This is a genomic window from Streptomyces sp. NPDC043870, from assembly GCF_056435785.1.
Genome location: NZ_JBWKDT010000100.1, coordinates 1 through 6,038, shown reverse-complemented (window position 1 = coordinate 6,038; position 6,038 = coordinate 1). Strand labels below are relative to the sequence as shown.

The following is a 6,038-nucleotide window of genomic DNA, read 5'->3' as shown; positions in this document are numbered from 1 at the left end:
GCAGGCATACGCTGAGGCCGAGGCAGCTACCCAGACGGTACTTCGGTCCGCGATGCGGACGCTTCAGGGGCTCGCAGCTGAACAGCAGCGGGTTACTTATCTGCGCGACCAGCATCAGGATGTGGCCGCCTATGCCCTGGGCGTCCTCGACCCTGCCGACGTGTTCCGCTTCGAGGAGCATCTGGCGGAGTGCGTGCAGTGTGCCGTCCGCCTCCTCGACTTCACACCAGTCACGTCAGCGCTGGCGGACCTCGGCGGCTCCGGCATGCCGGCGACGCCGCCGTCCTCGGGGTTTCTGGACCGCCTGCTCGACGAGGTCACGGAGCAGAGCTGGCACGGACGCTGACGTTGCGCTGCCCGCGCTGGGTCTGCGGGACCGGGCGGGCATCGGTCCCGAACGGATCGCCGCGACGGACGGGGCAACCGGTGTACGGCGCAGTCGACCTGCGGTCCTCGGCCTCGGGCACGTCGGTGGCTGCGGGTCGCTCGGCTTCACGGTCCGCGGACCTGTGAGCTCGTTCGCGGTCGGCAGAGAGTACCAGGTCACGAGCTGGTCGGTGCCGAGTGCCGGATACGGCGTGCCCGGCTCGCCGAGGGCTGAGAGGCCGCTCGACATAGAGGCGGCCACGGCGCTGCTGGCGCGAGGAGATCGGCCACTTCGAGGTCCGCACCATGAAGGGAGAGCACCTGGTGTCCCTCGGCCGGTGACGCCTGGCAATTGACGTAAGGCCCCACGGTGAGGGCTTACTTGAGCAGCCGGGACATCCGGCGGTCCGCGAGCGGCCTGCCACCCGTCTGGCAGGTGGGGCAGTACTGCAACGACGAGGCGGTGACCTCCTCGTCAGTGAGCTTCGAGGCGAGTTTGTACACATCCGCGCTGCGTGCAGGATCTCGTCGCTGTAGGCGTTGCCGATCCCCGCGATGAGGCTCTGGCCGCGCAGTGCATCCCTTGATCTGGCGGCGCTCGCCGGAGAGGAGTGCGCGAACAAGTCCCTGCCGAAGCCGTCGGCGAGCGGATCGGGTCCGAGCCGGGCGACGCCGGGGACGTCCGCCGGATCGCGCACGAGAGGACGGCGAGCCGTTTCGTCCCGGCCGGCCCGTGGGTCTCCTCCAAGCACCGGCGGGCCAGCACGACGACGAGTGCGGTGACGGGGACGGTCGCGGCGAAGGCCCACCGCCAGCTCGCGTACTCCACCAGCAGGGCGATCGCGAGCGGAACGGCGATCCCGAAGAAGGTCGTCACCGCGGTCTGGACGCCGATCGCCCATCCGACCCTGTGCTCCGGCAGCGCGGCCGTCAGGTTCGCCAGCGCGAGGGGCACGGCCAGAGCGATGCCCAGCCCCTGCACCCCACGGGCGGCCACCAGGAAGGACCCGTCGGGGGCGACGGCGCACAGCGCCGAGCCCGCACCGAAACAGAGCATTCCGAGCAGGAACACCCTGCGCCACCCCAGCACATCGCCATGAAGAACCCGCGCGGCCCCCGTCACGACACGGCCCCACCCCCGACCAATCGCGGGCCAGGTCGTAAGCGTCGTCCTTCGGGCCACAGAACGCCTACATCGTGCTCATCCTCAGCCTCCACCGTTGTGATGAGGCGGAGCGTGTCCCCCACGTGGGTTACTGGTCGACAGACGGGCAGCAAGCCCTGGACCAACTGCACATATCCAGGCACCCATCGACTACGCATTTCGCCTCCAAGCACCCAAGCTTCGACGGCTGCGACCGGATGTGATCTCGAATGTACAGGCATGACCACGCAGAGCAGTCCTTCACCGCCATCCCCCAGTCCATCGGTGCCGCCCGAACGTTCATCGAGCAGACCCTAGAGGCCTGGCATCTGACCGGCCGCGCCGATGACGTCCGCCTCTGCGTGTCCGAGCTGGCCTCCAACGCCGTCAACCACGGAACGCATGCCATCAGCCACCGTGGTGCATTTCAGGTCCGCATCGATGCGGACGACGCCCATATCCGCATTGAGGTCGAGGACAGCGAACCACTTACCGCTCCGCGTGTGCGCAGCGCAACGGATGGGGACACCGGCGGACGCGGAATGCTGATCATCGACACCCTGGCCACCGCCTGGGGATACGAGAGCCACGGACCCTCAGGCAAGATCGTCTGGTCCGAGTTCCCCACCAGCCCGGCCTGAAGAGCGGGCGACGGGCGCATCCCATCAGATCTCCACGCGCCACAGCACATGATCAACCGATCAAGAAATAGCCATGAAAATGACCGCGAGATTGATTCAATTCAGCAAAAATTGGCCGCTCCGAATCTCTGCATCCGCGAAGCGAGTGGTGGGAAATGACCTGGCAACACGGAGGAGAATGCTGGGAATATTTTTCCCTATTGCCATGATTCTAGCTGCTGTCGCAGTCGATCTATTGGCACCCCCGGCGATCAGCGTTATACCCATTCTCACAACGGCGGCAGTCGGCTTCGCCGCACTCCACAGCTGGAAAGTAACGCTGATATACGGGTTTGCTGCAGTCCTCACAGCTTTCCTACTTTTCGAGTTTCATGGCCCAGGGCTGAACCTTGCCACGACCGTAGATCTTATAAGCTGTGCGACCATGGTGTTGCTTGTTGCGAGCGTGAGGCATGTGATGGTGCGCCAGCGCCGATCTCTGCAAGTTACGCAGAATTTCGCCGAAAGCCTTGTCTGCAGCGTCCAACCTCCCCCACCCAGGCGTATTGGGGAACTGAAGATTGCCGCGAGATATATAGCAGCAACCAGCGACACGCCCCTTGGGGGGGATTTCTATTCTATCGTCAATACCCCTTTCGGGGTGAGATTCGTAATCGGCGACGTTCAAGGTAAGGGAATAAGGGCCGCGGCAGAGGTGGTGAATCTTCTTGGAAGTTTTCGAGCCGCCGCTGAGGAAAAAGAAATTATGGAAGTAGTAAGCCGAACCGAAAGAGCGTTCAAGCGCAGCAGGACGCACAACGAGGGTGACAGTCTGGAATCCTTTGCCACTGCCATTTTCGGGGAAATCGATATTCGAAGATGGCGTATTAGAATGGTGCATAGAGGGCACGTTTCCCCGCTACTCATCATTGGAGGTGGAGTGCATATAGTGGAAGCACAAGAGCCCGGTCTGCCACTTGGGCTGGGAGAGTTCCAACTCAGCGAGCCCGAAGTGTACGATACCGCCTTCCCGCCCGGTTCCACTTTTGTTGCGCTCACTGATGGAGTCACTGAAGCACGGGATTCGTGCGGCGCTTTCTATGATCCAGTCAATCACCTCGGGAAGAAACTCTCATCAGGTCCCGAAGATTTGCTAGATGATCTCTTGACGGACGTCTCAAAGGGCCACAAAATCGAGGATGACATAGCCGCCATAGCCATGCATCGACCGTGACTATTTAGCATTAAATGGTCCCGGATTGTCGTTTGATGAAGTACTGAAGTCACGGTTACTGAACCCTTTTCACCCTGTGCTGTGAGGGTGAAACGTACTGGTCAGGTGCGGTGACATGGCGAAGCCCCCGTCGTTGGACGTTCCACTCAACACGCCGACGGCCGGGGGCCTCGTTGGTTCCGATCCTGCCACACTTGATGTTCCGTACGAGCTGGCTGAGCATGTCGCCTGGCTCATCTACGCCCGAAGGCGTGAACTGAACTCGCCCTGGATACGGCTCGGTTGCTTCAAGCAAGCTCTGCTGACCCTGGCCCACCTGCGTAAGAACGAGACACTGACCGACCTTGCCGTCGGCTTTGGCATCTCCACCACGACTGCCTGGCGGTATGCCACCGAGGCCACTGACGTCCTGGCCGCAAGGGCACCGGGCCTGCATGAGGCGCTCGTCGACCTGGGCGAGGGAGACTTCATCGTCGTCGACGGCACCCTGATCTCCACCGGCCGTATCGCCGCAGACGAGCCGTACTACTCCCAGAAACACAAGAAGCACGGCATGAACGTGCAGGCCATCGCCCCCCAGACGGCACACCCCTCTGGTTCTCACGCGCACTGCCGGGCCGGACTCATGATCTGACCGCGACCCGTGCTCACAGCATTCCAGGCCTGCCTCACCCGGGCAGATCCTCGTCCTGACCGACCGCGCCCACCAAGGCGCCGGCGCCACCGTTCGCACCCCCTACTACCGCCACTACGACCAGCCCGCCCACTACCAGCAATACAACCGCGACCACGCTCGCCTGCGCGCCCCAGGCGAGCGCGCTTTCGCCCAACTCGAACAGTGGCGCGTCCTTCGCCGAGCTCGCTGCTCGACAAACCGCATCAGCCGCATCATCGCCGCCGTCCACACCCTCCTCATCTGCGAAAACAGAGGATGAAAAGGGTTCCCTACGTTGTTCTGCGGGATGTGGTGAGCCCCTCGTATGACAGGGCTCTCAAAGGGGGGCTCACACTGGACCTTCGCCGGTCGACCGCACGCGTCCGGGCAGCAAGCACCACCTGATCACCGACCGGCACGGAACCCCGCTCGCAGTGTCGCTGACCAGCGGAAACTGCCACGACGTCACACAGTTGATGCCGCTGCTGGACGCGATACCGCATCCTCGGAGTTCGAGGGCGTCCGCGTCACCGGCCTGGCCGACTGTTCGCCGACTCAATGGCAGGTCCACCGTAGCCATCCGCTCGACGCCCACGGAGCGTCACCACGGTGGTGGTGGCCGTGAGGACACCGGATGGTGCCGCTCTCCTGCGTGGTTCATCACCCAGGTCTTCATCGGACATCCGTCCGGTGCTCCGCATGCCCCCCCTTATCGCCGCCACAAGCCAGTTCGAGCACTCGTCACCCGATCAGTGGCCACCGTGAAAGAGATAACTGCCCCGGCGAGACCGTCGCGGGGACGTATTGCCGCGGCCAAGGTCGTCGGTGACGAGTTCGGCTTGTACCTGCCATGTGAGAGAGCTCACCGATCAGGGGAATAGTCGTTCGCCCCATGGGTCAGCCAAACACGCGACCACGTTGCACGCGCAGGGCTCTTAGCGTTAAGGGCGGCGCAGCGGACATGAGGCAGCGCCCGCGCGGCAGCCCGCAGTCACGCCGCGCCGCTCCTGCCAAGCCCATCGTTTGAAACGGGAGACGAGAATGCCCTCCGGACTTCCTTCCCTGGGCTCCGGTCTTGGCTACCGTCCGGAGCTGGCTGCAGCCGTTCGGGATCACGCCGACCGGATCGACTGGCTCGAGGTCCTCACCGAACGCTACCTTTTCGCGCCGGCTGACCAGCGCGAGACGCTGTCCGAGCTGCGGCAGCGCTTCCCGATCGTGCCGCACGGCGTGGAACTCTCTCGCCGATGTCCAAGCTCCTTGGTTTAGTGACCACTTGTGTTTCACCCGAGTGAGCGGTGTGGCGCTCGGCACCCTCGCTCCCTTGCCTCGGGCCACGGAAGTGGCCCGTGAAGTGGGCCGCTGAACCGTTCCGGGTTTGATCGAGACTCTAGGCTGTGACTGTGACCTGGAGATTTGCGTTCTGCTGGTAGTAGGCGGCTTCGTATTCTGCGGGCGGGACGTGGCCGATCTCACCGTGCAGGCGGCGGTGGTTGAACCAGTCGACCCACTCGGCGGTGGCCAACTCGACCTCGGAGAGAGTCCTCCAGGGCCGCCGGGGCTTGATCAGCTCGGTTTTGAACAGGCCGATCGTCGATTCCATCAGGGCATTGTCATAGGCATCGCCGACCGAACCGATGGATGCTGCGATGCCCGCCGCATCCAGGTGCTCGGCGAGCTTGAAGGACGTGTATTGCTTGGCATCGGAGTGATGTACCAGCTCACCGGCGAGATGGCCGTGGCCCTCGTGGTCGCGTTGCCACAGCCCCATCTCCAAAGCGTCCAGCACCAGTTGGGTCTCCTGCTGGTGGCAGCGGACCAGCCGACGATGCGGCGGGAGAAGGTGTCGACGACGAAGGCGACATAGACGGTGCCGGCCCAGGCCGCGATGTGCGTGAAGTCGGCCACCCAGCACCGGTTCGGGGCCGGAGCCACAAAGTCGCGGTCAAGGAGGTCCGGTGCCCGCTCGGCCGCCTGGTCCTGGATCGTCGTTATGACCCTCTTGCCGCGGACCGCCCC

5 protein-coding genes and 6 pseudogenes are annotated in these 6,038 nt (G+C 63.8%); 6 read left to right on the top strand and 5 right to left on the bottom strand.

Translation table 11 applies throughout. The features are described 5' to 3' along the window. Nucleotides 1-346, top strand: a 346-nt coding sequence (locus AC0699_RS39100) for a zf-HC2 domain-containing protein (RefSeq protein ID WP_478671231.1), incomplete at its 5' end; no start/stop codon positions are given. 398 nt (nucleotides 347-744) lie between these two features. On the opposite strand, the gene AC0699_RS39095 is transcribed toward AC0699_RS39100, so the two are convergent. The 3 genes and pseudogenes from AC0699_RS39095 to AC0699_RS39085 form a co-directional block, all read right to left on the bottom strand. Then, nucleotides 745-870: a hypothetical protein gene (locus AC0699_RS39095; RefSeq protein WP_478671238.1), complete on the bottom strand. Its 126-nt coding sequence runs from the start codon at nucleotides 868-870 to the stop codon at nucleotides 745-747. A 23-nt stretch (nucleotides 871-893) separates the two neighbouring features. Continuing rightward, nucleotides 894-1,064 (bottom strand): annotated as a pseudogene (locus AC0699_RS39090) (Fpg/Nei family DNA glycosylase); the annotation flags it as partial. A 71-nt stretch (nucleotides 1,065-1,135) separates the two neighbouring features. Further along, nucleotides 1,136-1,489: pseudogene (locus AC0699_RS39085) on the bottom strand (MFS transporter); the annotation flags it as partial. Nucleotides 1,490-1,740: 251 nt separating this feature from the next. Between AC0699_RS39085 and AC0699_RS39080 the strand changes: the two are divergent. From AC0699_RS39080 to AC0699_RS39060, 5 genes and pseudogenes are all read left to right on the top strand, one after another. Then, nucleotides 1,741-2,151 (top strand): ATP-binding protein, encoded by a 411-nt coding sequence (locus tag AC0699_RS39080; RefSeq protein ID WP_478671226.1) that lies wholly within the window; start codon nucleotides 1,741-1,743, stop codon nucleotides 2,149-2,151. 178 nt (nucleotides 2,152-2,329) lie between these two features. Then, on the top strand, nucleotides 2,330-3,364 hold the full coding sequence (locus AC0699_RS39075; protein ID WP_478671222.1) for a PP2C family protein-serine/threonine phosphatase: 1,035 nt from the start codon (nucleotides 2,330-2,332) through the stop codon (nucleotides 3,362-3,364). A 115-nt stretch (nucleotides 3,365-3,479) separates the two neighbouring features. Continuing rightward, a pseudogene (locus tag AC0699_RS39070) lies at nucleotides 3,480-4,299 on the top strand (transposase family protein). A 64-nt stretch (nucleotides 4,300-4,363) separates the two neighbouring features. Beyond that, nucleotides 4,364-4,574: pseudogene (locus AC0699_RS39065) on the top strand (transposase); the annotation flags it as partial. Between the two features lie 486 nt (nucleotides 4,575-5,060). Further along, nucleotides 5,061-5,385: pseudogene (locus AC0699_RS39060) on the top strand (multinuclear nonheme iron-dependent oxidase). Nucleotides 5,386-5,409: 24 nt separating this feature from the next. Here the strand turns inward: AC0699_RS39060 and AC0699_RS39055 are convergent. Further along, nucleotides 5,410-5,715: pseudogene (locus AC0699_RS39055) on the bottom strand (integrase core domain-containing protein); the annotation flags it as partial. Then, nucleotides 5,622-5,927 (bottom strand): DDE-type integrase/transposase/recombinase, encoded by a 306-nt coding sequence (locus AC0699_RS39050; protein WP_478671234.1) that lies wholly within the window; start codon nucleotides 5,925-5,927, stop codon nucleotides 5,622-5,624. The gene AC0699_RS39050 and the pseudogene AC0699_RS39055, both read right to left, overlap by 94 nt. Nucleotides 5,928-6,038: the final 111 nt, after the last annotated feature.